General features: G+C 69.3%; 33 protein-coding genes. 5 read left to right on the top strand and 28 right to left on the bottom strand.

Annotated features, from left to right (window positions below; all coding sequences use genetic code 11):
• Positions 1-23 precede the first annotated feature (23 nt).
• Positions 24-599, top strand: coding sequence for a DnaJ family domain-containing protein (locus MO1_RS01840; RefSeq protein ID WP_060915049.1), 576 nt, complete (start codon positions 24-26; stop codon positions 597-599).
• Between the two features lie 3 nt (positions 600-602).
• Here the strand turns inward: MO1_RS01840 and MO1_RS01835 are convergent, their stop codons facing one another.
• The 3 genes from MO1_RS01835 to MO1_RS01825 all read right to left on the bottom strand — a co-directional run bounded on the left by MO1_RS01835 (position 603) and on the right by MO1_RS01825 (position 3,862).
• On the bottom strand, positions 603-1,586 hold the full coding sequence (locus tag MO1_RS01835; RefSeq protein WP_060915048.1) for a Gfo/Idh/MocA family protein: 984 nt from the start codon (positions 1,584-1,586) through the stop codon (positions 603-605).
• Positions 1,587-1,718: 132 nt separating this feature from the next.
• Positions 1,719-2,876, bottom strand: coding sequence for a cystathionine gamma-synthase (locus MO1_RS01830; RefSeq protein ID WP_036310366.1), 1,158 nt, complete (start codon positions 2,874-2,876; stop codon positions 1,719-1,721).
• Positions 2,873-3,862 carry a pyridoxal-phosphate dependent enzyme gene (locus MO1_RS01825; RefSeq protein WP_036310368.1) on the bottom strand — a complete coding sequence of 330 codons (990 nt, stop codon included), beginning with the start codon at positions 3,860-3,862 and terminating at the stop codon, positions 2,873-2,875. Before MO1_RS01825 ends, MO1_RS01830 begins: the two co-directional genes overlap by 4 nt.
• 233 nt (positions 3,863-4,095) lie before the next feature.
• Here MO1_RS01825 and MO1_RS01820 point away from each other — a divergent pair, with 233 nt between their 5' ends.
• The gene (locus tag MO1_RS01820; protein WP_036310370.1) at positions 4,096-4,641 is read left to right on the top strand and encodes a flavin reductase family protein; all 546 of its coding nucleotides are present in this window, start codon (positions 4,096-4,098) and stop codon (positions 4,639-4,641) included.
• Between the two features lie 18 nt (positions 4,642-4,659).
• On the opposite strand, the gene MO1_RS01815 is transcribed toward MO1_RS01820, so the two are convergent.
• Both MO1_RS01815 and MO1_RS01810 read right to left on the bottom strand, forming a co-directional pair.
• Entirely contained in the window at positions 4,660-5,166 is a 507-nt protein-coding gene (locus MO1_RS01815) for a MarR family winged helix-turn-helix transcriptional regulator (RefSeq protein WP_036310371.1), read from the bottom strand.
• 33 nt (positions 5,167-5,199) lie between these two features.
• Positions 5,200-5,424: a hypothetical protein gene (locus MO1_RS01810; protein WP_036310373.1), complete on the bottom strand. Its 225-nt coding sequence runs from the start codon at positions 5,422-5,424 to the stop codon at positions 5,200-5,202.
• A 298-nt stretch (positions 5,425-5,722) separates the two neighbouring features.
• On the opposite strand from MO1_RS01810, the gene MO1_RS01805 reads away from it, so the two are divergent.
• Entirely contained in the window at positions 5,723-6,076 is a 354-nt protein-coding gene (locus tag MO1_RS01805; protein ID WP_036310376.1) for a DUF7882 family protein, read from the top strand.
• Between the two features lie 194 nt (positions 6,077-6,270).
• Here the strand turns inward: MO1_RS01805 and MO1_RS01800 are convergent, their stop codons facing one another.
• Complete coding sequence (locus tag MO1_RS01800; RefSeq protein WP_036310378.1) at positions 6,271-6,594, bottom strand: DUF7882 family protein; 324 nt, start codon at positions 6,592-6,594, stop codon at positions 6,271-6,273.
• A gap of 61 nt (positions 6,595-6,655) precedes the next feature.
• Here MO1_RS01800 and MO1_RS01795 point away from each other — a divergent pair, with 61 nt between their 5' ends.
• Positions 6,656-6,985 carry a DUF7882 family protein gene (locus MO1_RS01795; RefSeq protein ID WP_036310380.1) on the top strand — a complete coding sequence of 110 codons (330 nt, stop codon included), beginning with the start codon at positions 6,656-6,658 and terminating at the stop codon, positions 6,983-6,985.
• On the opposite strand, the gene MO1_RS01790 is transcribed toward MO1_RS01795, so the two are convergent.
• The 6 genes from MO1_RS01790 to MO1_RS01765 all read right to left on the bottom strand — a co-directional run bounded on the left by MO1_RS01790 (position 6,975) and on the right by MO1_RS01765 (position 9,230).
• Entirely contained in the window at positions 6,975-7,226 is a 252-nt protein-coding gene (locus tag MO1_RS01790; protein WP_036310382.1) for a hypothetical protein, read from the bottom strand. The genes MO1_RS01795 and MO1_RS01790 overlap by 11 nt on opposite strands.
• Entirely contained in the window at positions 7,223-7,546 is a 324-nt protein-coding gene (locus MO1_RS01785; protein WP_060915047.1) for a DUF7882 family protein, read from the bottom strand. Before MO1_RS01785 ends, MO1_RS01790 begins: the two co-directional genes overlap by 4 nt.
• Positions 7,547-7,553: 7 nt before the next feature.
• Positions 7,554-8,102 (bottom strand): Dps family protein, encoded by a 549-nt coding sequence (locus MO1_RS01780; RefSeq protein WP_036310385.1) that lies wholly within the window; start codon positions 8,100-8,102, stop codon positions 7,554-7,556.
• A gap of 121 nt (positions 8,103-8,223) precedes the next feature.
• On the bottom strand, positions 8,224-8,463 hold the full coding sequence (locus tag MO1_RS01775) for a hypothetical protein (RefSeq protein WP_036310387.1): 240 nt from the start codon (positions 8,461-8,463) through the stop codon (positions 8,224-8,226).
• Positions 8,464-8,533: 70 nt separating this feature from the next.
• The gene (locus tag MO1_RS01770) at positions 8,534-8,851 is read right to left on the bottom strand and encodes a hypothetical protein (RefSeq protein ID WP_036310389.1); all 318 of its coding nucleotides are present in this window, start codon (positions 8,849-8,851) and stop codon (positions 8,534-8,536) included.
• Between the two features lie 88 nt (positions 8,852-8,939).
• The gene (locus MO1_RS01765) at positions 8,940-9,230 is read right to left on the bottom strand and encodes a hypothetical protein (protein ID WP_060915046.1); all 291 of its coding nucleotides are present in this window, start codon (positions 9,228-9,230) and stop codon (positions 8,940-8,942) included.
• Positions 9,231-9,577: 347 nt separating this feature from the next.
• Here MO1_RS01765 and MO1_RS14685 point away from each other — a divergent pair, with 347 nt between their 5' ends.
• Positions 9,578-9,730 carry a hypothetical protein gene (locus tag MO1_RS14685; RefSeq protein WP_164499352.1) on the top strand — a complete coding sequence of 51 codons (153 nt, stop codon included), beginning with the start codon at positions 9,578-9,580 and terminating at the stop codon, positions 9,728-9,730.
• A 5-nt stretch (positions 9,731-9,735) separates the two neighbouring features.
• Here the strand turns inward: MO1_RS14685 and MO1_RS01760 are convergent, their stop codons facing one another.
• The 16 genes from MO1_RS01760 to MO1_RS01690 all read right to left on the bottom strand — a co-directional run bounded on the left by MO1_RS01760 (position 9,736) and on the right by MO1_RS01690 (position 25,185).
• Positions 9,736-10,533, bottom strand: a complete 798-nt coding sequence (locus MO1_RS01760; RefSeq protein ID WP_036310396.1) for a lytic transglycosylase domain-containing protein — start codon at positions 10,531-10,533, stop codon at positions 9,736-9,738.
• Between the two features lie 139 nt (positions 10,534-10,672).
• Complete coding sequence (locus MO1_RS01755; protein ID WP_060915045.1) at positions 10,673-11,254, bottom strand: hypothetical protein; 582 nt, start codon at positions 11,252-11,254, stop codon at positions 10,673-10,675.
• 19 nt (positions 11,255-11,273) lie between these two features.
• Positions 11,274-12,419 carry a zinc-dependent alcohol dehydrogenase gene (locus MO1_RS01750; protein WP_060915044.1) on the bottom strand — a complete coding sequence of 382 codons (1,146 nt, stop codon included), beginning with the start codon at positions 12,417-12,419 and terminating at the stop codon, positions 11,274-11,276.
• Positions 12,420-12,498: 79 nt separating this feature from the next.
• Complete coding sequence (locus MO1_RS01745; protein ID WP_060915043.1) at positions 12,499-13,197, bottom strand: response regulator; 699 nt, start codon at positions 13,195-13,197, stop codon at positions 12,499-12,501.
• Positions 13,194-15,677 (bottom strand): sensor histidine kinase, encoded by a 2,484-nt coding sequence (locus MO1_RS01740; protein WP_036310404.1) that lies wholly within the window; start codon positions 15,675-15,677, stop codon positions 13,194-13,196. The genes MO1_RS01745 and MO1_RS01740 overlap by 4 nt, the downstream gene beginning before the upstream one ends.
• A gap of 2 nt (positions 15,678-15,679) precedes the next feature.
• Entirely contained in the window at positions 15,680-16,294 is a 615-nt protein-coding gene (gene kdpC, locus MO1_RS01735; RefSeq protein ID WP_060915042.1) for a K(+)-transporting ATPase subunit C, read from the bottom strand.
• Between the two features lie 18 nt (positions 16,295-16,312).
• On the bottom strand, positions 16,313-18,460 hold the full coding sequence (gene kdpB / locus MO1_RS01730) for a potassium-transporting ATPase subunit KdpB (protein ID WP_036310408.1): 2,148 nt from the start codon (positions 18,458-18,460) through the stop codon (positions 16,313-16,315).
• Between the two features lies 1 nt (position 18,461).
• A complete protein-coding gene (gene kdpA / locus MO1_RS01725) occupies positions 18,462-20,135 on the bottom strand; it encodes a potassium-transporting ATPase subunit KdpA (protein ID WP_060915041.1) in 1,674 nt (557 codons plus the stop codon).
• A complete protein-coding gene (gene kdpF / locus MO1_RS01720) occupies positions 20,135-20,224 on the bottom strand; it encodes a K(+)-transporting ATPase subunit F (protein ID WP_036310411.1) in 90 nt (29 codons plus the stop codon). The genes kdpA and kdpF overlap by 1 nt, the downstream gene beginning before the upstream one ends.
• Positions 20,221-20,367, bottom strand: coding sequence for a hypothetical protein (locus MO1_RS14680; protein ID WP_164499353.1), 147 nt, complete (start codon positions 20,365-20,367; stop codon positions 20,221-20,223). Before MO1_RS14680 ends, kdpF begins: the two co-directional genes overlap by 4 nt.
• Before the next feature lie 117 nt (positions 20,368-20,484).
• A complete protein-coding gene (locus MO1_RS01715) occupies positions 20,485-21,084 on the bottom strand; it encodes a DUF1349 domain-containing protein (RefSeq protein ID WP_060915040.1) in 600 nt (199 codons plus the stop codon).
• A 22-nt stretch (positions 21,085-21,106) separates the two neighbouring features.
• Entirely contained in the window at positions 21,107-22,084 is a 978-nt protein-coding gene (locus tag MO1_RS01710; protein ID WP_060915039.1) for a Gfo/Idh/MocA family protein, read from the bottom strand.
• A gap of 1 nt (position 22,085) precedes the next feature.
• The gene (locus MO1_RS01705) at positions 22,086-22,472 is read right to left on the bottom strand and encodes a DUF1304 domain-containing protein (protein WP_060915038.1); all 387 of its coding nucleotides are present in this window, start codon (positions 22,470-22,472) and stop codon (positions 22,086-22,088) included.
• A gap of 7 nt (positions 22,473-22,479) precedes the next feature.
• Positions 22,480-23,403, bottom strand: a complete 924-nt coding sequence (locus tag MO1_RS01700) for a glycoside hydrolase family 68 protein (protein WP_060915037.1) — start codon at positions 23,401-23,403, stop codon at positions 22,480-22,482.
• A 1-nt stretch (position 23,404) separates the two neighbouring features.
• Complete coding sequence (locus MO1_RS01695; RefSeq protein WP_036310422.1) at positions 23,405-24,229, bottom strand: carbohydrate ABC transporter permease; 825 nt, start codon at positions 24,227-24,229, stop codon at positions 23,405-23,407.
• Entirely contained in the window at positions 24,226-25,185 is a 960-nt protein-coding gene (locus MO1_RS01690) for a carbohydrate ABC transporter permease (protein ID WP_036310424.1), read from the bottom strand. Before MO1_RS01690 ends, MO1_RS01695 begins: the two co-directional genes overlap by 4 nt.
• Positions 25,186-25,187: the final 2 nt, after the last annotated feature.

Genomic DNA, 25,187 nt, shown 5'->3' with positions numbered 1-25,187 from the left:
TCGAGGCGTCGTACGCTGGATCCATGGCCGAAGACCGCGCCGCGAACGACGACCCCCGCCTCGCCGCGGCGCGTTACCGTGTCGAGAAGGCGGCGCAGGAGAACGGCGAGGATCCGCCCGCCGAACCGGAACGTCACGCGGGAACGCCGACGGGCACCGAGCGGGCCCTGTACGTCGAGACCGCCATCCAGCAGGCGATCCGCCGCGGCGACTTCGACGATCTGCCCGGTGCCGGCAAGCCGCTCGAGGGCCTCGGCGGCTCGCACGATCCGGACTGGTGGATCAAGCGCAAGATCCACACCGAGCAGCTCACGGGGCTCGGACCTCCGGCGCTTCGCCTGCGCATCGAGCATGCCGAGTTCGAGGACCGCGTCGACGCGTTCCATCGGGAAGAGGACGTCCGCGAGTACGCCGCGGACTTCTCCCGCCGGGTCGTCGAGGCACGCCGTCAGTTGCTCGGCGGGCCTCCCGTGGTGACGCCGACGCGCGATCCCGACGAGGAGGTCGCCGCCTGGCGGCAGCGGCGCGGAGAGCGGGCCGCGGCATCCCCTCCCCCGGCAGAGCAGGAAAAGCCGCGACGTCGCTGGCGGCGCCGGTAGGACTCAGTCGATCGAGCCGCGCCACGCAGCGAGCAGCCGCGCGATCGTGCGGGTCTCCTCCCACGGAACCTCGGGCACCTCGGTCCGCCCGTCACGGAGCGCCCGGATGGTGGCATCCGCTTCCGCCGCCATCGGCTGCACGGTCGACACCTCGATCTCCTCGCGCGTGCCCTCGGTGCGGATGAGGGTGGCCGCCTCGGTACTGCCGGTGCGACTGCCCCACACGTTCGGGATCTCGAGCGACGCGTCACGACCCACGATGCGGGTGAGACGCGGCAGGTCGTGCACGATGGCGGTGCGGATGTTCGCCGTCGCACCGCCCAGATCGATGGATGCCGCGGCGCTCACATCGACGCCGGTCTCGCCGATCGTGCCGGCCACCGCCTCCACGACCAGCGCAGAGAGGTCCCGGCCGGACCAGGCCGCGACGCCCACGACGAGCGACAACGGGTAGCAGCCGACGTCGAGGATCGCGCCGCCCGCCGTGGCGGGGTCGAAGAGCCGCCCCGTGTGCGAGCCGGCGGCGAAGCCGAGCGACGACTCGATCTCGACGAGGTCCCCGAGCGCACCGCTCCCGACGATCTCACGCAGACGGTCGGCAAAGGGGCCGAACCGATACTTGAACGCCTCGACGAGCGGGAGTCCCGCCTCGCGGGCGGCGTGGATGGCGGCATCCGTCTCGGCGGGAGACACCCCGAGGGGCTTCTCGCAGAGCACGGCCTTGCCTGCGGCCAGCGCCTGGTGCACAAGTTCCGTGTGCGTCGTGTGCACCGTGCCGATGTAGACGGCGTCGATGTCGTCGCGGCCGAGGATCTCGTCGTACGTCCCAACGACCGGCGCCCCGTGAGCGGCCGCGAACTCCTCCGCGCGGGACTGGTCACGCGCGCCGACGGCGTGGAGCCGCCCGAGCTCCGATTCGGGGAGTGCGCGGGCGAAGTCACCGCTGATCGCCCCGGCGCCGAGGATGGCCCATCTCGCGTGTGTCATCCGGCAACGCTATCGCCCGCGTCACGGACCGAATGCAGGTTCAGCTGCTCTTCGGGTGCCGATGGCGCCCCGATCGAACAGTTCTCCCTGCACTCGGCACACGCAACGTCACGGCGCAGCGCCGAGCCGCCGTCAGGCCTCGAGCGCCTGCTCGATGTCGGCCAGCAGGTCGTCGATGTCCTCGATGCCGACCGACAGACGGACGACCTCGACTGGAACGGCCGCCTCCGTGCCGCGCACGGACGCATGCGTCATCGCGTCGGGGTAGTTCACGAGCGACTCGACACCACCCAGCGACTCGGCGAGCGTGAAGAGGCGAAGCGACTCGGCGAACCGGCGCGCGGCCTCGCCCGACTCCAGGGCCAGCGACACGATGCCACCGAAGCCCGACATCTGCCGTGCGGCGAGCTCGTGCCCGGGGTGCGATTCGAGGCCCGGGTAGTACACGCGCGCGACGCGGTCATGTGCGTCGAGGAAGGATGCCACGGCCATGCCGTTCTCACTGTGCCGCTGCATGCGCACCGCGAGCGTCTTGATCCCGCGCGTCGTCAGCCAGGCGTCGAGAGGGCCGGAGACCGCGCCGACGGCGAACTGGATGAAGCCGACTTTCTCGGCGAGCTCGTCGTCGTTCATGACGAGCGCACCACCGACGACGTCGGAGTGACCGCCGAGGTACTTGGTGGTCGAGTGCACGACGACATCGGCGCCGTAGGAGAGCGGCCGCTGCAGCGCGGGGGTCGCGAACGTGTTGTCGACGACGACGAGCGCGCCGGCCGCGTGACCGAGCTCAGCCAGGCCGGTGATGTCGGTGATGCGCAGCAGCGGGTTCGAGGGCGTCTCGACCCACAGGATGCGGGGCGCCTGCTCGCCGATCGCGGCGCGGACGGCGTCGAGGTCGCTCATGTCGACGACGCGGAGTTTCACACCCCAGTCGCCGAGGACACGGGAGAGGAGCCGGAACGTCCCGCCGTACACGTCGTTGCCGAGGAGGACCTCATCACCGGGGCGGAGGACTGCGCGCAGCAGCGCGTCTTCGGCGGCGAGACCCGACGCGAACGACAGCGCGTGGGCGCCACCCTCGATCGCGGCGAGCTGGGTCTGCAGCGCCGTGCGGGTCGGGTTGCCGCTGCGGCCGTACTCGTACCCGCCGCGGAGGCCGCCGATGCCGTCCTGCGCGTAGGTCGTCGAGAAGTGGACGGGCGGGATGACCGCACCCGTCGCTTCATCGGGCTCCTGGCCTGCGTGGACGGCGAGGCTCGCGAAGCCGCGAGCGGAGGACTGTGCACTCATGCGAGGCTCCCGGTGGTCTCGGACTCGGTGGCGATGGAGAAACCGTGGTCGGTCATCCAGTCGTCGTTGTAGATCTTGCTGAGGTAGCCGCGGCCGTGGTCGGGCAGGAGGACCACCATGACGGCATCCGCCGGGAGGTCGCGGGCGACGCGGAGCGCCGCCACCACGGCCATACCCGAGGACCCTCCGACGAGGAGACCCTCCTCGCGAGCGAGTCGGCGGGTCATCGTGAACGCCTCGGCGTCGCTCACCCGCTCGTAGCGGTCGACGACCGTCGGGTCGAAGGTGGCGGGCATGAAGTCCTCACCGACGCCCTCGACGAGGTAGCCGTGGATCTCGCCGCCGGAGTAGATCGACCCTTCGGGGTCGGCACCGACGACGGTGATCTCGCCGTCGGTCGCCTCCTTGAGGAATCGGCCCGTGCCGCTGATCGTGCCGCCCGTGCCGACGCCGGCCACGAAGTGCGTCACCTTCCCGTCGGTGTCCCGCCAGATCTCGGGTCCGGTGGTCTCATAGTGTCCGCGCGGCCCGTTGAGGTTCGCGAACTGGTTGGGCTTGAAGGCTCCCGGGATGGACGCTGCGAGACGATCGGACACGCTGTAATAGGAGTCGGGATGCTCGGGCGGAACGCTCGTGGCGGTCATCACCACCTCGGCACCGTAGGCCTTGAGGACGGCGACCTTCTCACCCGCGAACTTGTCGGGCACGACGAAGATCATCCGATACCCGCGCTGCTGCGCGATGAGGGCGAGGCCGACGCCGGTGTTGCCACTGGTCGGCTCGACGATCGTGCCGCCGGGCTGCAAGTGCCCGTCGCGCTCTGCGGCGTCGATGATGTTCCGCGCGATGCGGTCCTTCGCCGAGCTGCCGGGGTTGAAGTACTCGACCTTCGCCAGGACCGTGGCGGCGATGCCCTCGGTCACCGAGTTGAGGCGGACGAGAGGGGTGTTGCCGACCAGATCGGCGATGGAGGTGGCGTAACGCACGTGTTCTTCCTGACGGGATGCCGCGCTCGCAGAGGCGCGGTGGCTGTGGGGGTCGCGGAGGTCGCCGGTTAACCGGCGGTCAGCGACGACAACAGCGAAGGGTCAGCACCCGACCAGAGTAGCGGACGCTCGGCATCCGCGCCCCGTTCGTGTCGACTCGTCATCTCCCGCAACAGAAGGAAAGGTTCGGACACATGGCCCGCACACCGTCCGAGCGATCGTAGGTTCGATGTATGACTTCCGCCGCACACGCCGGACCGGGCGAACCCTCCACCCCCGGGTTCACGGAGTCCTTGTCTCCTGACGAATTCAAAGCCGTCTTCCGGGGACACCCCGGTGGTGTGGCCGTCATCACGGCTGACGCAGGTCACGGACCCGTCGCCCTGACGGCGACCTCGGTGTCGTCCGTCAGCGCCGACCCGCCGCTGCTGATCTTCTCCGTGTCGGCGCAGTCCTCCGCGGCATCCGTCCTCGCGGCGGCCGACACCGTCGTGGTGCATCTTCTCGACGCCGACGACCTGCGAGTCGCGCAGGTGGGCGCCACGAGTGGGATCGACCGCTTCGCCGAGCTGCCGTGGTCACGACTCGTGACCGGCGAGACCGTATACAACGGGGTCCGCGCGTGGGTGCGGTGCGCCGTCATCGATCGGATGGACGCCGGCGGCTCGACCGTCATCGCAGCCCACGCCATCCAGGCCAACATCGCCCGCGATTCCGACGCGGCGCTCGTCTACCACAACCGCACCTGGCACAGTCTGGGCCCGGATACCGCTATCTGAGCCGCCGCGACTCGCCCGTCAGGACTGGCGAGCGAGGGCGTCGAGAGCAGCGGCAACCCGTCGGATGGTCTCGGCGGTGGTCGCTGCCTCACGCTCGTCGAGGCTGTCGATGACTGACACCACCGCAGCATGGTGCGCTCCGTAGACCTCGTCGACGAGATCGTTGGCCGAGTCTGTCGGCAGAAGATAGTGCGCACGCCGGTCGGTCGGGTGTTGCTCGCGGGTCACATAGCCCTTGCTGACCAGGCGCTCGATCACATTCGTGACCGTTGCACTTGAGGTGCCGAGCATCACGATCAAGTCCTTCGGGCTGATCTCCCGCTCTTCGCGGCGGGCCTGCACGAGATAACGCAGTGCGGCCAGGTCGATGCCGCCGAGGCCTGAGATGCGCTGCGATCGGTCCGCCTGCACCTGCTCGGCGTGGCGGAGCTCGAGGATGGCGCTGCTCAACTGGCGCCCTGCCTCGGTCTGAGGCTGCGAGGCGTACAGGTGGGTGTGCTCATGGCGCACTATCGACTGAGGCATGTCAACTCCTCGGCTCGTGACGGTTGTCGAACATCATCCGATCGCCGCCCGAGCCGTTGCTGCATCCGGATACTTCCCCACGACAGCCCCGGCGTGATCTCGGGTGATCCAACCGGTGGGGCTCTGTTCGACGGTTCCGAGGAACCGGCCGTGGGTATTGCCGACCCAGAAGCCCGCCTCGACCTCATGCCACGTCGCGAGTTCTTCGCGGACGCTCACGGGATCGTACGAGTCGAGCAGCTCCATCGACTTCACCACCTTACATGTCTGAATCTGTGACAGTTCGTGTCACTCTCGAAATCAATGATAGACATGAGATGTGAAATCCACTAGATCTATTACCTAGCTAGTAATTCAGGAACGGACAGATGACTCCTCCACCCGCACAGCCTCTCTCGGCGCCGTTTTCGGCGATCGGGGTCGCGCTCATCCCCGAGCAGCGCACGGGATGGTGGACGCCTCTCTTCGCCTCCTTCACACGACAGCGACCGCACCGCACAACGGCGCAGCCCGCTCACCACTGACCACGCACCACGCACCACACCAGGAGAACGTCATGGGAAGCCTCTACTACGGGAACGTCGAATCCCCCATCGTCATGCCCGACCGCATCCTCGCCCACCTCGCCGCGATCGCGACGACCAAGCTGCGCCGCAGCGAGAGCTTCGTCGTGTCGTGGAAGGGCACGGCCGGTGACGGCGAAGGCCGCACCACGCTCTGGTTCCAGCCGGCGATCCCCCTGCGGTTCGTCTACGACCAGTCCGCGGCCATCGCTCTGAACCCCGCGACGCTCCGCGAGATGGCCGACCAGGCCACCTCGAACGGTGGCCTCGTGCTTGACGCCGATCTCGACATCCCCGAGATCTCCGCAGCTCGCACCGAGGCACGCCGCTCGGTGGCCGCAGCGTGACCCACCCTGAGCTCAGCGACGAGGCCGACGCCTACGAGGACGCCCTCGCCGCTGATTTCACGGAGCGCTTCGGAACTCCACCACTCCTGGTCTGACCGTCGCTCGCTGAGCGAACGCCCTCGCGCCGCCCTATCCGCCGTTCCCCCCACGGCGTTGATGGGGCGGTGTGTTCGTGTACGGGCGGATGCCGCCGGTCAGACGCTCGCTTCGCCGTCGCCGGCGTCAGCGGGCTCAGGAACCAGGTGCAGACCCGCGGGCGAGTTCGCCGCGTACATGAGCGCTTCGGACCAGGCGCGGTTGATGCGCGACTGGCGACTGCCGTAATACTTGAAGACGAGCGACGCGTGCGGGTGCAGCCAGACCGACGTGCGGCCCTCGCCGATGCTCTTGTCATCACGCCACGTGAAGTGGAAGGACTCGCCGCGGCGGAGTTTGTTGCCGATCACCTGCTGCAGGTGCGCGAGTGTGCGGTCTTCGAAGTCCACCTTGATGGAATCCTCATAGATGAACTTGCCCACTGCGACCCTCTCGTCGTGTCGTCTCGGTATCAAGGCGACGTCTTCCCATTATGGTGTCCCCATGGGCCTGATCTACTACGGCGGCTCGGCGATGCCCATCCGCATCGATGACCGCGCACTTGCTCACCTGAAAGTGGTCGTGGCGACGAAGCTCCGTCGTTCGGAGAGCTTCACGGTCTCGTGGCAGCATCCCGACGACTCGCCCCTCGGACGCACCACGATCTGGCTCCACCCCGCCATCCCGCTCCGCTTCGTCTTCGACGACGCCGAGCCGCCGACGCTCAACCGGGAGTGGATCGAGGAGCTCGCGGCATCCGCCAATTCGTCCGGCGGTATTCAGCTGTCGGCGCGGATGTTCGAGGACGAACCGGACTCGCACGTCACGGAATGAAGTGTCCGTCGGCTGCGTCCTCGGGCTCAGGCGAGGATTCGTCGGGAATCGGGATGAGGGCGATCGGCACACCGGGTGAGATCAGCAGGTGCGCAGGGCGCGGTGCCCCTTCACCGTCGTTGACGACGATCCACCCGTGACCAGCTTCGAGAGCTGCCGACACCTGCGCCGCGAAGTCCTCGAAGGACTCCTCGCCGATGCTGTACAGCGCGCCCCCGTAGTGCACGTCGATCCGTTTCACGCTCCCACACCCTCTCGTTCCGCCGCAGCAGGTTCGGGCACGATGTACAGGCCCGTGGGGGAGTTCGCGACAGCGGTGAGCGCGTCCACCCAGGCGAGGTTCAGCGGCTCGCGCTGACCCCGGTAGAACTTGAACACCAGCGTGCACCGCGGATGCAGCCAAATGCTGGTGCGACCGTTTCCGATCGCGGCGTCGTCCTTCCACGTGAAGTGGAAGGACTCGCCGCGACGGAGCTTCGACATGATGACCACCTGCAGGTGGGCGAGCGCACGGTCGTCGAAGTCGACCTTCAGCGTGCTGTCGTAGATGAACTTTCCCACCGGATCATTACCGGGGCGTACGGTTCTCGGCGCTGATCATCCACGCGAACTGCTCAAGGCTCTCGAGGATGCTGTGCAGGATGTCGGCGCTCGTCGGGTCTTCGTCGTCGACCTCGTCATGGACGTCGCGGCAGGTGCCGATGACGGCCTCGAGACGCTCGGTGACGAGGTCGATGACGTCGGAGGTGAGCACCTCGCCGTGCGGGAACTCGGGAAGCGTCGTGGTCTCGGCCACGGTGTCGCTTCGACCGTCGGGCACGGCGTGGAGGGCCCGCATCCGCTCGGCGACGGTGTCGCTGAACTCGCGTGCCGCGTCGATGATCTCGTCGAGCTGGAGGTGCGTGTCGCGGAAGTTCTTGCCGACGACGTTCCAGTGCGCCTGCTTGCCCTGGATCGAAAGCTCGAGGAGGTCGACGAGGACGGCCTGCAGGTTGTCACTGAGCTTCTGAGAGGCGCTGAACCCGCGCTCGGAGTTCTGCTCCTCGGTCAGCTGCGCCCCCGACTTGGCGGGACGGCGCTTGTTGCGGGTGGCGGGCTTCGTCTGCGTGGTCGTCATGGGGAACAACACCCTTCTTTCGCGGATCGTGGATGCCTCAACGGTAGGACGGCGAGCCACCGGACGGCAGCGGGTTGCGTCGCCTGAGAGGCGGTGATATTTCGGACGCGACGCGCAGGTCTCAGCCGTCCAGTCGGGCGACTGCGGCGGCCATCTCGTCGTCGGACAGCGAGATGCCCGCGTCGCTCAAGCGCTGCGCGAGAACGTTCTCGGGGTCGACGCCGTCTTGGCCGGCGAGATCGGCGCGCGTCTGCACGATGATGCCGTCGAGCTTCTGACCCGCGTCGGCGTCGTTCTGCGACATGGCAGGTTCGTTCTGGACCACCTCGCCGGGCTGACCGGCATCCTTCGCATCGCTCATGGCACCCAGTGTGCGCGGAGAGGGGGTCACGCGTCATCCCCTTGACCCGCTCCGGAACCGCCGATAGGCGTCACAACCGAGGGGAGCGTCCGGGGTGGATCGTCGGGCCGTTCCAAAGCGGCGAGAACCCCTCGGGCTCGGACTCCGGGAAGGGGGTCCCGTTTCCTTCGCTCGGAGGATCGTGAGGTTCCGGGACCGGGATGACGGCGATCGGGACACCCGGCGTGATGAAGAGGTAGGCGGGGCTCGCACTCCCCTCCCCGTCATTGACGGCGAGCCAGTGCTGCCCCGTGCGGGCGCCTTCTTGGATCTCGCGGTGGAGCTCTTCGACCGTGCGGTTACCGACGCTGTAACGCTGCCCGCCGTAGGAGATGTCGATGCGGGTCATCGGGTCCTCTCGGATGCGGCCGGGAAATGTCCAGCCTCTGACCTCGAGGGCCGATTGTCACGTTCTTGACACGTCCCCGGTGGGACGGTTAGAGCGCGGCGAGCGGAGGCCGGTGGGCGATCGGCTTCGGCTTGCCGCGGCGGGACGCGCAGGCCACCAGGTGGCGGACGGCCCCATTGAGCAGCTCGTCCATCGTCGGGAACCAGGCGGTGCCCGCGCCGCCGTAGACCCAGGTCACGTCGAACCCGCCTTCGTCGGCCGCCTCGATGTAGGCCAGGACGCTCGCTGCGTCCGAACTCGCCACGCGGGTGTCGCAGAGCCGCCAGGTCGACGACGAGAGGGGTTGCAGCGATAGCTGATGAACGGGGTCGGCACTCATGGCGCACCTCCGAGGTTCGTGTGCGACGATCGTCGTCGATCGGGCACGGGGCCAAGCCTTTGCGCTCCTCACGATCCCTCCGGGGTCACGGCCTGCCGAGGGGCTTGACACCGCCCCGGGCGGGGATTAGCCGGTGCCGAGTGGCTAGCAGAGCGGGAGGCGCGCCGTCAATCCCCCCGGGCTCTGGAGGCCGCCCGCCTAGCGTGATAACCGCAAGGTAAGTAGGCGGCAGATGGTCGAGTCGAAAGGTGTTCGGGTCACCGATCCGCTCCCACGTCTACGACAGGCCCCGGCGATCGGGCTTATCGCCGGGGCCTCACCTTTTCCCGGCAATCAGAGGAGCAGCGATGACCGATCACAAGACGCCCGAAGAGGACCCGATCGAGAGCGTGTCGAATGCGGCGGCAGGCGACGAACCTGTTCCCATCGAGCAGATCCAGCCAGGCGTCGACCCCGACTCCGCTGACTCCAGCCGATCACTGAAGCGCAAGGACAGCTGACCGGATCAGCCCGGCGAGACGCTCCGCGCATACTCGTTCGCCCGGGTCGCGACGTCGTCGATGTAACGGGTCAGCGGGTTGTACGTGAACACGGCATCTCGCCATGCGCGCTCCGACTCCAGGGGACCCGACCTGCAGAGATAGCGCGCGGCGGCCAGAGCAGCGTCGTCGATGTGGTTCGGATCGCGCGTGCCGTCGGCGTTGCCGTCTGCTCCCCATCGCCGCCACGTCTCGGGGATGAACTGCAGCGGCCCCACGGCGCGGTCCCACTGGTCGTCGCCGTCGAGGCTCCCTCCGTCCGTGTCCTCGATCGCGCCGACCCCGTCCCCGTTCAGGCGCGGACCGAGGATGCGCGGGCTCACCAGACCGCTGTCGTCGAGCGTGGCCCCGCCATACGAGCCGTGGTGCGATTCGACCCAGCCGATGCCCGCCAGCGTCGTCCAGCCGATCGCACACGCTGGCTCCTCGTGCGCGACGGTCAGATCCGCCGCCGCGTAGGCGATGACGGCTCGACGAGGGATGCCCGTGGCCCCGGCGACGCTCGCCGCCCACTCACCGTCGACCAGGTCGATCGCAGGAGCCCGGGACGGGTCGGCTCCCGCGACGGCGAGGGCAGGCGGCGGCGTCGTCGCCCACCGGGACGACACGGGCGGCAGGGGCCGCTCAGCGGGCGCTGAGACCGTCGGCAGGCACGCGGCGAGGAGGACGACGACAGCTGCCGGCGCGATGCCGAGCCCCACGGCAAGCGCAGCGAACCGGCGACGGTGCGCGCGCACCAAGGGGGTCGTGCGGCGTGCGGCCATCTGCGCCCTCCCCCGGTCGGTGCCCGCACCACGCTAACCCGTGGCTCGGCGAGACCCGGCATCCTCGGTCAGAGCGACTCGATCGTGCCGGTTCCTTCGTCGCGCGGCTCCATCCGCCCAGGCGTGTCGCACCTGCGCGTCAGCGGTGGCGGCGGGATGCCGGCACGAAGGCCGCGCGCCCGATCCGGAAGACCACCACGGTGGCGACGACCCACGGGCCGACGACGAGGAACGGGTCCATCCACGCGTGCTTCAGATCGACACGGCCACGTCCGAACCGTGAGGCGATCGGCCGCCGCCCGCGTTCTCCGAGCACGCCCGACTGGGTCACGGGGTCATCGGGATGCCGCGAGAACAGCGACCTCACGTGCGCACCCGACGACTCGACACGGTCGCCCAGGATCAGCAGCATCCAGTGCGGCGTCTGCCCCTCGCTGTATCGCGCATAAGCGAGGCGTCGGATCGCGCCCGACATACCGTGGAGCGGCTGCGCGGTGCCGAACACGGGGGTGAGGCGCTGATGCTCGATCGAGCGTTCGCGGCCCTCCCCGTGCGTCTGCTGCTCGGGAAGGTCCCAGTGGGCGCCGGTGTCGATGTCGGGCTGCTCCCTCGGGAAGGCGGGACGATCGGTCGGGTCAAGGTCGGCACCCCAGCCGGGAATGCGGCGACGGAGCTCGTCGGGATCAGGGGTCTGGCCGGGCTTGTCTGCGGTGTACGGCATGATTCCTCCTCGGGGTGCTTCAGGCGCCGAACGTGACGACGGGCTTGATGATGCCGTCGAGCTTCGACGAGAACACGTGGTAACCCTCCGCGATGTCGTCGAGCTCGAAGCGATGGGTGATGAGCTCGCGCGGCGCGATGCGACCGGCGCGGATGTGCTCGATGAGGCGCGGCCACTGCCGCTTGACCGGTGCCTGGTTGGCCCGGATCGTGAGCCCCTTGTTCATGGCATCGCCGAACTTTATGGCGCTGAACAGGGGGCCGTATGCACCCATGACCGAGACGGTGCCGCCCTTCCGGACCGCGTCGATCGCCCAGTTCAGCGCGACCGGCGAGCCGCCCTGCAGCTTGAGCTTGGCGGCCGTGACGTGCTGCAGGACGTGGCCGTCCGCTTCGGCGCCGACGGCGTCGATGACGGAGTCCGCGCCGAGGCCGTCGGTCATCTTCTTCAGCGTCAGCACGATGTCGTCCACCTCGCCGAAGTGGACGGTCTCGGCGAATGCGAAGTCGCGAGCTTTTGCCAGACGGTAGTCGAGGTGGTCGACGACGATCACACGGCCCGCACCCATGAGCCAGCACGAACGCGCGGCGGCGAGACCGACCGGGCCCGCCCCCAGCACCACGACGGTGTCGCCCTCGACGATGTCGGCGAGCTGGGAGCCGAAATATCCCGTGGAGAACGCGTCGGTCAAGAGCAGTGCGTCCTCTGAGGCGATGTCGTCGGGAATGACCTGCGGACCGACATCGGCGAACGGAACCCGCACGAGCTCCGCCTGTCCGCCGTCGAAGCCGCCCGACGAGTGCGAGTAGCCGTAGATGCCGCCGATGGCCGTCGCGTTCGCGTTGACGTTGTGGCAGTTGGAGTACAGCCCGCGGGCGCAGAAGAAGCACGACCCGCAGAAGATGTTGAACGGCACCATGACGCGGTCACCCGGCTTCAGGTTCTGTACCGACGAGCCGACCTCTTCGACCCAGCCGATGAACTCGTGACCGAACGTGTGCCCCACGCGGGTGTCGGGCATCATGCCGTGATATAGGTGCAGGTCGGAGCCGCAGATCGACGCCAGCTCGACGCGCACGATGGCGTCGTTCGGGTGGACGAGCACGGGGTCGGGTTTGCGGTCGACGCGGATCTTCGACGGTCCGCGATAGGTCATCGCCTTCATCAGTCCTCCTCAGGTTCCCGGCGAGCCTGGTCGGTGGGATGCCGAGGAGGGAGGGGCTTGCGCCTCCTCCGCCGACGTGTCAGCCGAGGGTGTCGCCGAGCTCGAAGCGGTAGCCCATGCCCGCCTCGGTGAGGATGTGGCGCGGCTGCGCGGGGTCGTCCTCCAGCTTGCGCCGCAGCTGGGACACATAGAGACGCAAGTAGCCGGTGTCGCTCACGTGCTCGCTCCCCCAGATGGACGTGAGGATCGTCTGGCGGGTGACGAGCTTGCCGGGGTTGCGAAGCAGGATCTCCAGCAACTGCCACTCGGTCGGCGTCAGCCGCACCCGCTCGGTGTGACCGTCCACGGTCTTCATCACACTGCGAGCAGCGAGGTCGACGGAGATCGAGCCGAACTCGGTCACCGGGTCGGGCTCCTGCTGCGGGGCCCGACGTGTCAGGGCACGGATCCGTGCCAGCAGCTCGTCGATCGAGAACGGCTTCGTGACGTAGTCGTCGGCCCCGGCATCGAGCGCGTCGACCTTGTCGGCCGCGCCGGTCCGTCCCGACACCACGAGGATCGGCGCCTCGGACCAGCCGCGGATCGCGTGGATCACCTCGATGCCGTCGAGCTCCGGCATCCCGAGGTCGAGAAGGAAGATGTCGGGGTGGTGATCCACCGCGGCGGCGATGGCCTGCGCGCCGTCGGCGGCGGTGAACACCTCGTACCCGCGGGCCGCCAGGGTGATGCGCAGCGCACGGACGATCTGCGGGTCGTCGTCGGCGATGAGGATCCTCACGGGCGTTCCTCCTCGTCGGCCACCGGAAGCGAGACGACCATCGTCAGTCCGCCGCCCGGCGTGTCTTCGGGGGTGAGCGTACCGCCCATCCCCTCGACGAACCCCTTCGAGAGGGCGAGCCCGAGACCGAGGCCGGTGCTGTTGTCGGTGTCGCCGAGCCGCTGGAACGGCACGAACACGTCGTCGCGACGCTCTGCGGGGATGCCGGGGCCGTGATCGATGATCCGGATCTCGACCGCCGAGCCGAAGCTGCTCGTCGCGACCCGGACCTTGCGCCCCTCGGGCGAGTGACGCAGCGCGTTGGCGAGGAGGTTCACGACCACGCGTTGCAGGAGGACCGGGTCGGCGCGGACCGCGGCATCCGGTTCGAGATGGATGTCGACGGATGCCGGGCCCGCGCCGAGCTCTTCGAGCGCCGGGAGGATCACGTCGGCGGGATCCGTGGCCAGGAGCGAGACGGCGAGGGCGCCGGCCTGCAACCGGCTGACGTCGAGGAGATCGGTGACGAGCGAGGCGAGCATGCCGAGCGATTCGTCCGCCGTCTGCAGCAGCTCATCGCGGTCCTGATCGCTGTAGGTGCCGCTGCGGAGCCCGCCGACGGCCGCCGTCGCCGCGGCGAGGGGCCGGCGGAGGTCGTGACTGAGCGCCGAGAGCAGCGCGCTCCGCACCCGGTCGGAGGCCTCGAGCGGGGCGAGGCCGCTCGCGACCTCGGCGAGGTCCTCGCGCTGGAGCGCGGCATCCATCTGCGCGACGATCGCGGCGAGCAGGCGACGCTCGGACGCCCGGAGGTCGTGTCCGTGGAGTTCGAGGACGGCGCGGTCACCGACGGGGAGAGCCGTGTGCCGACCGCCGCGGAGAGGCTCACCGCTGGCGGCCAGGGTCGTGTCACCCGAGACCAGGCGCACGCCGGCGAGGCGGAACGCCTCACGGGTCCGCTCGACGAGGGCTTCGACGGCGCCGGTGCCCCGCAGGACGCTGCCGACGACGGTCTGCAGGAGTTCCGATTCGGCGGCCGCGCGCCGGGCGGCGCGGGTCTGGCGCGCCGCGCGGTCGACCACGACGCTCACGAGGATCGCGATGACGACGTAGAGCGCCAATGCGAGCAGGTGCTGCGGCTCGTGGACGTGAACGGTGAACAGGGGCTCGACGAAGAAGAAGTCAAGGGTGACGCCGCTCAGAAGGGCAGCCCACAGCGCCGGCCAGATACCGCCGACGAGCGCGACGACGACGACGAGCAGCTGATAGCTGAGGACGTCGCTCGTGATCGACTCGTCGGTGCGGGTGAGGAAGAGGAGCCAGGTGAGCAGCGGCCCACCGAGGAAGGCCACCGCGAACCCCGCGAGGCGCCGCTTCATCGAGAGGGCACCGCCCAAGCGAGGCAGGGCGAACCGACCGCCCGCGGCCGAGTGGGTCACGATGTGCACGTCGATGTCACCGGATTCGCGGATCACGGTGGCGCCGATGCCCGGGCCCGAGAAGACCGCCGCGAGGCGGCTGCGACGACTCACGCCGAGGACGAGCTGCGTCGCGTTGACCGACCGGGCGAACTCGACGAGCGCGGTGGGCACGTCGTCGCCGACGACCTGGTGGAACGTGCCGCCGAGCTTCTCGACGAGCGCCCGCTGCTCGGCGAGCGCGCCCGGGTCGCCGCCTCGGAGGCCGTCGTTGCTGGTCACGTGCACCGCGAGGAGCTGCCCGCCCGCCGACCGCGCCGCGATCCGCGCGCCGCGGCGGAGCAACGTCTCGCCCTCCGGACCTCCCGTGAGGGTGACGACGACGCGCTCCCGCGCCTCCCACCTGCTGTCGATGCCGTGCTCGGCGCGGTAGGACGTGAGCGCCTGATCGACCTCGTCGGCCAGCCAGAGGAGCGCCAGCTCGCGGAGCGCCGTGAGGTTGCCGAGTCGGAAGTAGTTCGAGAGCGCGGCATCCACCCGCTCCGCGGGGTAGACCAGCCCGCCGGCGAGACGGTCGCGGAGGGCCTGCGGTGCCAGGTCGATGACCTCGACCTGGTCCGCGGCGCGCAGCACCTGGTCGGGGACGGTTTCGCGCTGCGGCGCCCCGGTGATCTGCTCCACGACGTCGTTGAGCGACTCGATGTGCTGGATGTTGACGGTCGAGATGACGGAGATCCCGGCATCCAGCAGCTGTTGGACGTCCTGCCAGCGCTTGTCCTTCTCGGAGCCGGGCGCGTTGGTGTGGGCGAGTTCGTCGACGAGGGCGACACCGGGATGCCGCGCGATCACCGCGTCGAGGTCCATCTCGGTCAGCGTCACGCCCCGGTGGGTGATCTCGCGCCGGGGCACCTGCTCGAGCCCCTCGGTCATCCGCTGGGTCGCGGTGCGGCCGTGGGTCTCGACGACGGCGATGACGACGTCGGCGCCTTCGCTCGTCAGGCGTCGACCCTCTTCGAGCATCGCGTAGGTCTTGCCGACGCCGGGGGCTGCGCCGAGCAGTACGCGCAGCCGTCCGCGTCCGCCCACTGTCAGCCTCCTAGCCCGTCGAGGGCGAGATTGAGTTCCACCACGTTCACGGTCGGCTCGCCGAGGTACCCGAGGTCGGGGCCCTGGGTGTGCTCGGCGACGAGCCTGCGAACCTCCGACACCGGAAGCGTCCGGGCCTCGGCGACGCGGTCGACCTGGATCGAAGCGTACGCGGGGCTGATGTGCGGGTCGAGTCCGGAGGCGGAGGCCGTCACCGCGTCGGCGGGGACCGCGGACTCCGCGACGCCCTCGCGCTCGGCGATCGCCGCTTTGCGCTCCCGGATCGCGGCGACGAGGTCGGGGTTCTCGGGGCCGAGGTTCGAGCCCGAGGATGCCGCGCCGTCGTAGCCGTCGCCGGCGGCGGACGGACGGGACTGGAAGTACTGCGGGAGCGCGGCACCGTCGGCATCCGTGTAGGACTGGCCGATCAGCGACGAGCCGACGACCTCACCCGAGGCGTTCCGCACGAGCGAGCCGTTCGCCTGCGCGGGCAGGGCGACCTGGCCGATGACGGTGATGAGGGCGGTGTATCCGACGCCGAGGACGAGGGTGAGGACGACCATCGCCCGGACGGCGACGAGGACGGTGCGCCCGGTGGCGCGGGAAGTGCTGTTCATAGCGGGATGTCCTTCGGATCAGAAGCCGGGGAGGAGGCGGACGAGGAGGTCGATCAGCCAGATCCCGATGAAGGGGGCGATCACACCGCCCAGGCCGTAGACGGCGAGGTTCCGGCCGAGGATCGTCGACGCGCCGCCGGGTCGGTAGCTCACGCCGCGGAGGGCGAGCGGGATGAGGAAGACGATGACGAGCGCGTTGAAGACGATCGCCGAGAGGACGGCGGATGCCGGGGAGTGGAGCCCCATGACGTTGAGGGCCCCGAGCTGCGGGAAGACACCCATGAACATGGCCGGGATGATCGCGAAGTACTTGGCGATGTCGTTCGCGATCGAGAACGTCGTGAGCGCCCCGCGCGTGATGAGCAGCTGCTTTCCGATGCGGACGATGTCGATGAGCTTCGTCGGGTCGGAGTCGAGGTCGACCATGTTGCCGGCCTCCTTCGCGGCCGAGGTGCCCGAGTTCATCGCGACACCGACGTCGGCCTGCGCGAGCGCGGGGGCGTCGTTCGTGCCGTCACCGGTCATCGCGACGAGGTTGCCGCCCTCCTGCTCCTTGCGGATGTAGGCGAGCTTGTCCTCGGGGGTGGCCTCGGCGAGGAAGTCGTCGACACCCGCCTCCTTCGCGATGGCGGCTGCCGTCAGCGGGTTGTCGCCCGTGATCATGACGGTGCGGATACCCATCGACCGGAGCTCCGCGAAGCGCTCGGTCAGGCCGTCCTTGACGACGTCCTTCAGGTGGACGACGCCGAGCACGCGCCCGGTGCCGGCGGCATCCCGCGTCGCCACGACCAGCGGCGTGCCACCGGACTGCGAGATCGCCTCGGTGCGCGAGGTGAGGTCGGCACGGACGTCCGCGGCGAGCGCCGTGCCGCCCTGCTCGAGCCAGCCGAGGATGGCGGAGCCGGCACCCTTGCGGATGGACGAGCCGTCGGGCAGGTCGAGGCCGCTCATGCGGGTCTGCGCGGTGAACGGGACGATGACGCCCTGCGATTCGCCGGTCACGTCGACGCCGCGCCGGACGGCCAGGTCGACGATCGAGCTGCCCTCCGGCGTCGGGTCGGCAAGGGACGACAGCGCGGCCGCGCGGGTGAGTTCGGCCTGGGCCATGCCCGCGAGCGGGACGAACTCGGCCGCTTGCCGGTTGCCGTAGGTGATCGTGCCGGTCTTGTCGAGGAGCAGCGTCGTCACGTCGCCCGCCGCTTCGACGGCGCGACCCGACATCGCGAGGACGTTCCGCTGGACGAGTCGGTCCATGCCGGCGATGCCGATGGCCGAGAGCAGAGCCCCGATCGTCGTCGGGATGAGGCAGACGAGAAGCGCGACCAGGACCGGGATGCTGACGGGTGCCGCCGCGTAGGACGCGACCGGGTTCAGGATCAGCGCGACGACCACGAAGATGATCGACAGACTCGCGAGCAGGATGTTGAGCGCGATCTCGTTGGGCGTCTTCTGCCGCGCCGCGCCCTCGACGAGCGCGATCATACGGTCGACGAAGGTCTCACCCGGCTTCGAGGTGATGCGGACGACGATGCGGTCGGACAGCACGCGGGTGCCACCCGTGACGGCGCTGCGGTCGCCGCCGGATTCGCGGATGACGGGGGCCGACTCGCCCGTGATGGCCGATTCGTCGACCGACGCGATGCCGTTGACCACGTCGCCATCGCCGGGGATGAGGTCGCCCGCCGCGACGACGACGACATCGCCCAGGGTGAGGTCGGCCGACGAGACGTCGTCGATCGTGACGCGCTGAGCCGCGGCATCCGTCCGCTCGTCGTACCCCGTGACGCGGTGCGCGACGGTGCTCGTGCGGGTCTTCCGGAGCGTCTCGGCCTGCGCCTTGCCGCGGCCTTCGGCGACGGATTCGGCGACGTTGGCGAAGAGCACCGTCAGCCAGAGCCACGCGGCGATGATGCCCGTGAACGACACCGGGACGGCGGTGCCGCCCGAGTCGGACGGCCCGCCCGTGAAGGGCTCGAGGACCGCGAGCACGGTGGTGAGGGCGGCACCGAGCCACACGATGAACATGACGGGGTTCCGCCACTGCGCGCGGGGGTCGAGCTTTCGGAACGCGCCGGGAAGGGCGGCCGCGATCGCGGCACCGTCGATGCCGCGACGGGGCGTCGGCGCCGGGGCGTCGGCGAGTTCGGAGGTTGTGAGGGTGGACATGTCAGATCAGTCCTTCTGCCAGGGGGCCCAGTGCGAGTACGGGGAAGTAGGTGAGGGCGGTCACGATGAGGATCACGCCGACGAGGAGCCCGACGAACAGCGGCCGGTGCGTGGGGAGCGTCCCCGCGGTGGCGGGCACCCGGTCCTGTGCGGCGAAGGAGCCAGCGAGCGCGAGGACGAGGACGATCGGCACGAACCTGCCGAGCAGCATCGCGACGCCGAGGGCCGTGTTGAGCCACGGCGTGTTCGCGGTGAGGCCCGCGAAAGCGGAGCCGTTGTTGTTCGCCGCCGACGTGAAGGCGTAGAGGACTTCGCTGAATCCGTGGATGCCGGGGTTGAAGATCGAGGTGTTCGTGACGTCTTCGCGGACGGCGGGGATCGCGAAGCTGAGCGCCGCGCCCCCGAGGACGAGGATCGGGGTCACGAGGATGTAGATGCTCGCGAGTTTGATCTCGCGGGGACCGATCTTCTTGCCCAGGTATTCGGGGGTGCGCCCGACGAGCAGACCCGCGATGAAGACCGCGATGACCGCCAGGACGAGCATGCCGTAGAGGCCCGACCCGACACCGCCGGGCGCGAGTTCGCCGAGCATCATGTTGAGCATCGGCATCATCCCGCCGAGGGCCGTGTAGGAGTCGTGCATCGAGTTGACGGCACCGGTGGAGGTGAGCGTGCTCGTCGACCCGAAGATCGTCGAGCCGACGATTCCGAACCGGGCTTCCTTGCCTTCCATCGCCGCGCCGGCGAGGGCGGGAGCGGCACCCCGACCGGCGAGTTCGAACGCCGTCAGCGCGAGCGTCGACCCGAGGTACAGGACGCCCATCGCGCCGAGGATCGCGTAGCCCTGGCGCTTGTCGCCGAGCATCGTGCCGAACGTCCGCGGCAGCGAGAACGGGATGATCAGCATGAGGACGATCTCGAAGAGGTTCGTCCAGCCGGTGGGGTTCTCGAAGGGGTGCGCGGAGTTGGCGTTGAAGAAGCCGCCGCCGTTGGTGCCGAGGAGCTTGATCGCCTCCTGTGAGGCGACGGGGCCGCCCGGGATGCTCTGGGCAGCGCCGGTCACGGTGGTGACGTCCGTGAAGCCGGCGACGTTCTGGATGACGCCGCCCGCCAGGAGCACGATCGCAGCGACCACCGAGAGGGGCAGCAGCAGGCGGAACGTGCCACGGGTCAGGTCGACCCAGAAGTTGCCGACGACGCCGCTGCGCCGAAACGCGAGGCCCCGGACGAGCGCAACGGCCACGGCGAGGCCGACGGCCGCCGAGACGAAGTTCTGCACCGCGAGGGCCGCGAACTGCACCGTGTATCCGACGGTCGCTTCGGGCGAGTACGACTGCCAGTTCGTGTTGGTGACGAAGGAGACCGCCGTGTTGAAGGCGAGGTGCTCGCTCGGCGCCGGGAGGCCGAGCGACCACGGCAGCCACTGCTGCGTGCGCTGCAGCAGGTAGACCGCGAGGACGCCCACGACCGAGAAGGCGAGAACGCTGCGGGCATACGCCTGCCAGGTCTGAGCGGATGCCGGGTCGACACCGATGAGCCGGTAGAGACCGCGTTCGGCCCGGGCATCCTTCGTCGAGGTGTAGGCCCACGCCATGTAGTCGCCGAGGGGACGATAGGCGACCGCCAGGATGAGCGCGAGGGTCGCGAGGGTGAGGACCGCGGGGAGCCACGTCATCAGAACTTCTCCGGCTTCACGAGAGCGACGAAGAGGTAGACGACCACGGCAGCGGCGAGCACTGCGGCGACGATGTCGAAGAGGTTCACAGCCGGTCCACCGCCTTGGCGAACAGACCGATGATCACGAACAGGGCGAGGACGCCCAGGACGTAGACGATGTCGAGCACGAGTGAGGCTCCGTTTCGAGGGAACGCAGGCCCCGAACGGGCCGGCACGCCGGTGAGGCGCATCCCTGATGGAACACCTCCGAGCGAACGCGCTCGGGTCTCCTCACGGAATCCATACGGCCCCGGGCGTCGTCCTCACGGGATCCTCACGCGGGCGCTCAGGCGCCCCGTTCGGGTGCCTCAGTGCAGGTCGGCGTCGGCGTCCCCGCGGCGCCACCCCGTGAACGGCACGGTGAGTCCCGCGCGGCTCGGCGCGCAGACGAACGGGCCCGCCGCGGCATCCAGCTCGGCGTCGAACGGGATGACCCGCACGAGCCGAAGCGGCTCACCGGCGGCGCCCGCCCGGATGGTGAGCGCGGTGCCGTCGCGGCTGACGCGCACCGTGATGCGACGGCCGCGCCAGTCGGGCACGGGTGCGAGCGACCAGTCCGACATGCCGTCCGTCACGACCGCGCCCAGCTGCAGAGCACCGTCGGCGTACTCGATGCCCGCCTTCACCCAGCGAGCCTCATCGACGCGGACGAACAGGCCGGCCTGGTCGAACTGCTCCTCGAAGGGGATCTCGAACTCGACCTCCATCGCCGAGCCGTCCGGCAGCCGTGCGACGAGAGCATGCTCGGTGTCGTGCACGAACCCGTAGGAGGTGAGCCGCCAGGCGTCGCTCCCCTCCTCGGCGGTGACCCGCAGCATCCCGTCCCGTTCTTCGACGGCGTGCGGCGGGGTGGTCCACGTCCCTTCGGACCAGTCGACGGATGCGGTGGCTCGGACGGGTTCGCTCATGTCGCCAGGCTATCGACGCCGATCAACCGAGGCGGATGCCTGCGGACGCCAGCGCGCGCACGGCGGTGTCGAGCACGGCGGCGCTGTGGTCGAGGCGGCGGTCGCGCTCCGCAAGGTTTCGCTCGTCGACCATCCGGACGAACGCGCGGAACTCGGCCGTCATCCGGTGCGGATCATCGTCGAGCGCGACTCGCTCGCGCGTGCCGTCGCGCAGCTGGAGCTCGACGGCCGGGATCTCGTTCGGCGGCCCGTCGAACACCATGACGCCCTCCGTGCCCTGGATCTTGGTGCGGCACGGCCCCGGCGAGTCCTTCGCCGCGACGCAGACCGCGCTCAGGCCGTCGTACCCGAGGACGGCGACACCGGACGTGTCGACGCCGCGCTCCATGCGGGGCGTGTAGGACACCGTCTTCGGAGCGCCGAGCAAGCCGATCACCAGGTGCAGGGCGTAGACGCCGAGATCCATCAGCGCACCGCCGCCCGCCGCCGGGTCGAACGCGGGCAGGACAGTGCCCTCCCGGAAGGCGTCGTAGCGCGAGGAGTACTGCGAGTACTCGCACTGCACGAGTCGGAGCTCTCCCAGGCGCGGGAGGTTCTCCCGCATCCACGCGACGTTCGCGAGGTACTGGTTGCTGATCGCCTCGACGAGAATCAGGTCGCGCTCTGCCGCGAGGGCGCGGAGCTCCGCGAGCTCCTCCGTCCGCAGCACGAACGGCTTCTCACAGATGACGTGCTTGCCCGCCAGGAGCGAGCGACGTGCGACGTCGGCGTGCAGGACGTTGGGCACCGCCACCCACACCGTGTCGATGTCGCCGTCGGCGAGGCAGTCGTCGAGGTCGGTGAAGACGAGCGGGATGCCGTGACTCGCCGCGAGCGCTTCGGTCGTGTCCCGGCTGCTCTCCCGGCCGACGACGGCGGCGACGGCCAGCCCCGCGATGTCCCGGGCGTGCGGGAGGAACTCGGCGACGATCTTGCCCGCACCGACGACCGCAAGCCTCACGTCAGAGCGCCAGACCGATCGCGAGCAGGACCACACCGACGAGCGGCGCGGCGAGCTGGATCATCGCGGCGCGTGCCTTCGAGCGGTCCGAGAGCAGGAGCACGAGGCCGGCGGCGACCATCGAGCCCGCACCGACGAACACGAGCGTCGCACCGATCGCGGTCGACCCGGTGGCGACGAAGATGATGCCCAGGAAGACCGAGATGGCGAGGAAGAGGTTGTAGAAGCCCTGGTTGTACGCGAACGGCTTCGTGATCTCCACGGTCGCGTCTGTCGTCCCGAACGTGCGCCGCGCAGCGGCCCCCGTCCACGCGATGGACTCGAGGAAGAAGATGTAGAGGTGGATGAGGGCGCCGAGCGCCGCGAACACCAAACCGGCGATGACCATGCGGCCATCATCCCAGACCGCGGGCTTCACGCCAGAGGGGACCCGCGGGCGTCGGATCGGTGACGCCGATCGGCGCTCCGCTGTCGTCCCGGGAGAAGGCCAGGAGGACCGGGACACCCGCCCGGTCCGCGACGATGCGTCCCGCGTACCCCGGGGCCGGCAGGAGCAGCCGCGCGGCGTCGACCGGAGCGTGCCGCGGGAGCGCGTCCGCCGTTACCACCCAGACACCGTCCGCGCCGTCGGAGCGGGTGGCGCAGAACAGGACGACGGGGGTGCCGTCGACCTCCGCGACCTGCAGCACCTCGAGATGAGGGAACCGCCGCGACGGTTCGATGAGGGGCGGCTGCACCGTCCACGTGTCGAGGTCGGGAGACCACGCGTGCCCGATGACGCCGCCGGCCGCGGAGTCGGCATCCTTCCCCCGAGCCGTGATCAGCATGTGCCACCCGTCACCGGCGGGATCGCGGAAGACCCACGGGTCCCGCCACGCTTCGTCGGCCCACGCGGTGTCGCCGAGCTTTTCGTAGTACTCCCCCGCGGCACGGAGGACGAATCCGTCGCGCTTGTCCCAGACGGAGAGATCCACCGAGGTCGCCATCCCGATCGACTCGATGTTCCGCACCGAGCTCGCCTCGAGGAAGACCGTGCCCGTGTAGAACATCCGCCAGAGGCCGTCGTCGCCGCGGACGACGCATCCCGTCCAGGTGGCCGTCTCATCGAACGCGCCGGCGACGCCCGGGCCGAGGACCTCCCCGTGATCGGTCCATTCGGTCAGATCCGGAGACGTGGCGTGCCCGATCCGCGCGTTCCGGTGGCGGAGATCGGGGTCGCCGAGCGAGATCGGCGCGCGCAGGTAGTACAGGTGGAACGTCTCGCCGTCGTCAGCGACCCAGAAGTCCCACACCCAGTGCGCCTCGAGAGAGAACGCCACGTCAGCCCTTCAGCGACCCCTGCATGAGAGCAGAGACGAAGTGACGCTGGAAGATCAGGAAGATGATCAGCGTCGGGGTCAGGATGAGCAGCGATCCGGCGCACAAGAGCGGGATGTCCGTGCCGTACTGCCCCTGGAACGCGCCGAGAGCACCCGCCATCGTCCGCTTCTCGGGATCGTTGACGAGCACGATCGCGAGCAGGAACTGGTTCCAGGTCCACAGGAACAGCAGGATCGCCAGCGACGACAGCGCCGGGACCGACAGCGGGATGTGGATGCGCCAGAAGAGCTGCCATGTCGTCGCGCCATCCATGCGGGCAGCCTCGGAGAGGTCGGCCGGCATGGTGATGAAGTGCGCCCGCATCCACATCACCGCGAACGGCATGAACAGACCGATGAGCGGCAGGATGATCGCCCACCGGGTGTTCAGGAGGCCCATCTCGCGGATCTGGAAGTACAGCGGCGTGATGATCCCCTCGAACGGCAGCGTCAGGCCGAGGATGAACGCGACGAACACGATGCGCCCACCGGCGGGCCGGAGGTGTCCGAGCGCGAAGCCGGCGAGGGTCGCGAACAGCACAGCAGCCGGGACGACGGCGATCTCGATGAGGAAGCTCGACCCGAGCAGCGCCGCCATGTTGGCGGACTGGAAGGCGGTGACGAAGTTGTCCCACCGGGGCTCCGCCGGCCACTCCAGGCCGCTGGGGTAGGTGCCCGGTGCGTGAAGCGCCGTCACGAAGAGACTGATGAACGGCATGATCGTGACGAGCATCAGGATGATCAGCAAGACGCGGCCGAGCCACTTCTCGCGTGCGCGGACGATCACGATTCTTTCCCTCGGAGGATGCGCTGCAGGGGCAGGACGATGAGAAGGACGAGGGCCATGAGGACGATGGCGAAGGCCGACGCGGTTCCGACCTCGCGCTGATAGAACGCGAGATAGAAGATCTGGAGGCCGGGGACGAGCGTGCTGTCGCCGGGGCCGCCCTGCGTGGCGATGTAAATGATGTCGAAGCTCGCGAGCGCGGCGATGACGGTCACCGTGACGCACACCGCGACCTCCTGGCGGACGCCCGGGAGCGTGATGCTGAAGAACTCGCGGATGGGGCCGGCGCCGTCGATGCGTGCGGCTTCGTAGAGGGCGGGGTCGATCTTCGTCATGCCCGCCAGGATCAGGACGAGGCAGAGACCCACCTGCACCCACGCGCCGATCACACCGACGGCGGGAAGAGCGGTCGAGAAGTCACCGAGCCATGCACGGGTCACCCCGCCGAGGCCGAACAGGCCGAGAAGCTGGTTGACCAGGCCGTTGGTCGACAGCTGCCAGCTCCACATGATGCCGGCTGCGACGAGCGGGATCACCTGCGGGAGGAAGAGGACGGTACGCGAGATGGCGGCCAGACGGCTCGCGGCGATCGCGCGGATCATGTTGGCCGCCACGAGGGCGATGCCGACCGGGATGATGCTGAAGTAGATGATCAGCTCGAACGCGTTGCCGATCGCGCCGGTCAGCTTCGGGTTGCTGAAGACCTCAACGTAGTTGGCGAAGCCGACCCACGTCGCCGGACCGATGCCGTTCCACTCGTAGAGCGAGTACTGCGCCGACAGGGCGATGGGCCGCAGCACGAAGAAGATGTAGAACCCCGCGGCGGGGACCACCAGCAGGTACGCCGCGACGCTCGCGCGGAACTTACGCCGACGGCGGCGCTGAGCCGCCGCGGAGTCGAGCGCTGCTGCGCCGGTGGAGACCACCGGCGCAGCAGCAGAAGGAGCAGAGACCATCA

The organism is Microbacterium oleivorans NBRC 103075 (assembly GCF_001552475.1).
Classification (GTDB): domain Bacteria; phylum Actinomycetota; class Actinomycetes; order Actinomycetales; family Microbacteriaceae; genus Microbacterium; species Microbacterium oleivorans.
This window is presented reverse-complemented; position numbering and strand designations above follow the sequence as displayed.